The sequence below is a fragment of the Streptococcus sp. genome, from assembly GCF_019414905.1.
Taxonomy (GTDB): domain Bacteria; phylum Bacillota; class Bacilli; order Lactobacillales; family Streptococcaceae; genus Streptococcus.
Genome location: NZ_DXLC01000009.1, coordinates 1 through 2,245 on the forward strand (window position 1 = coordinate 1; position 2,245 = coordinate 2,245).

Annotated in this window: 2 protein-coding genes; both read right to left on the minus strand. The window is 40.4% G+C overall.

The annotated features are described in order from the left end of the window. Positions 1 to 202 precede the first annotated feature (202 nt). Positions 203 to 1,240, minus strand: a complete 1,038-nt coding sequence (gene holA / locus QZ359_RS00170) for a DNA polymerase III subunit delta (RefSeq protein WP_293944867.1) — start codon at positions 1,238 to 1,240, stop codon at positions 203 to 205. Between the two features lie 32 nt (positions 1,241 to 1,272). After that, positions 1,273 to 2,208, minus strand: coding sequence for a dihydroorotate oxidase (locus tag QZ359_RS00175; RefSeq protein WP_293944870.1), 936 nt, complete (start codon positions 2,206 to 2,208; stop codon positions 1,273 to 1,275). Between the last annotated feature and the right edge of the window lie 37 nt (positions 2,209 to 2,245).

Sequence of the window (2,245 nt, forward strand, 5' to 3'; positions counted from 1 at the left end):
TTCGTCAGTTCTATCCACAACCTCAAAACAGTGTTTTGAGCTGACTTCGTCAGTTCTATCTACAACCTCAAAGCAGTGCTTTGAGCAACCTGCGGCTAGTTTCCTAGTTTGCTCTTTGATTTTCATTGAGTATAAAACAAGCAAATCACTAAGAAACCCACGACAAGATAATCTTGACACTGGTTGTAGTTTCAAAAAAATGTCAATTGATCTGACTAGCAATCTGTAAGAGTGCCTTTTCAAAAAGGAAACCTTTTTCATAAAGACCTGTCTTAATCTGATAGTCTGTCTCAATCAAATAAGAAATAGCTTGCTTCAAAAAGCTAAAGGAAAGTCCTCGCGCATCTCTCAGCGCAAACTTGATTTGATAGGGATTAGGATTGCGTCCGAGAAAACTGCCTAAACTACTTGCAATCTGCGCTTCTGTTTGGCCAGACTCCGACAAAATTTTCACCTGAGTAAAAGTTCGAAATTGTCCTAGCATGACTGCAATCAGTTTAATTTCATCTTCACCTTGCAAGGTCAAGTCTCTAACCAAATCGCGCGCCTGGTCCATCTTTTTAGTCAGAATAAACTGAGTTAAATCAAAAATATTATCCTGTAAGGTCTTGGGAATAGCGTTGACAATATCCTCTTCCTCGATAACAGAGTCTTCCTTATAGGACTGTAAAAAGAGGAGATTTTTCTGGATTTCGCTAAATTGAAAACCAGACTTGATGAGGAGATTTTCAAAAGAATGATTGGCAAACTGCAGACCTTCTTTCTGGCTCCACTTTTGGAAATACTGACGCAATTCTTGTTCTTTGGCTTCTACTGCGTCAAAAACCTTGGCATCACGCTTCAGTAATTTAACCAACCGTCTTTTGCTATCCAGCTTTCCTTCTGCAAAGATTAACAACTTGGTTGTTGGAGAAGGATTGTCAAGGTATTCCTCAAACGACTTGAGTTCATCATCTGTCAAAAAGCGTTTCTTGGCTGTTGTGATATCGACAAAATGATCCAATATCACGATTTTCTCATCCGCAAAGAAAGGAAGGCTGACCAACTCCAGTTCCACATCCTTGTAAACTACTTCTTTCATATCAAAGTAGGCAAAGTTAAGGTCGGCAGAATCATAACCAATCTGTTTCAATACTTGACTCTTCATAACTTCAAACTGTCCCTGATCTGTCCCTGTAAAAAGGCTCAGGCTCGGTAAATTTGATAAAGTCAACTTCTGGCTTTCTTCAATAGCTAGCATCGTCTCTCCTTTCTTCTGATTTTTTAATGAATTCAATCGATATAGCGCAATTTCCCACGGAAATCTTCTAGGTTCTCGTACCCTTTTTCCACCATGATAGCTTTTAGTTCATTGGTAATACGTTCGAAAGCAACGACGCCTTCTTTGTGAAGGGTGGTTCCCACCTGTACCATACTTGCTCCACAGAGGATGTGTTCAAAGGCATCACGACCAGTCAACACGCCGCCTGTTCCAATGATTTGGATCTGAGGATTTAAGCGTTGATAAAATGCGTGAACATTAGCAAGAGCAGTCGGTTTGATATACTCTCCACCGATGCCACCGAAACCATTTTTAGGACGGATAACGACAGACTCATCTTCTATATAAAGGCCGTTTCCGATAGAGTTAACACAGTTGACAAACTTGAGCGGGTACTTGTTGAAAATAGCTGCCGCTTGGTCAAAGTGAACAATGTCAAAATATGGTGGCAATTTAATTCCCAGAGGTTTGGTAAAGTAGACAAATACTTCTGCCAAAATCCGGTCTGTTGTCTCAAAATCATAGGCAATCTGAGGTTTACCTGGAACATTTGGACAGGAAAGGTTTAGCTCAGTCAGACCACGAAACTCACTCTCTTGGACTTTTTTCAAGATAGTATGGGTTTCTTCTGGAGACATGCCGACTAGAGATAAGAAGAAAGTTCGGTTTGGTTCTTTTTCTTGCAAATCCAAAAGATAATCCAAATAATAGTCTAAGCCATTATTCGGCAAGCCCATAGAGTTAATGGAACCAAGTGGAACATCTTGGTAGCGTGGCTCAGGATTTCCCTGACGAAAGTCCAAGGTCGCTGTCTTGGTCACAAAAGTTCCTGCCGCTGAGTTTTTAACCCCTTCCAGCTCCTCTATCGTCATACAAGCCACACCTGCTGCATTCATCAAACAATTGTCAAACTCAAAATCAGCAATTTGTGTTTTCGTTGATACCATGATTCTGATCCTCCAGATTCCATTTATTTCTAATATT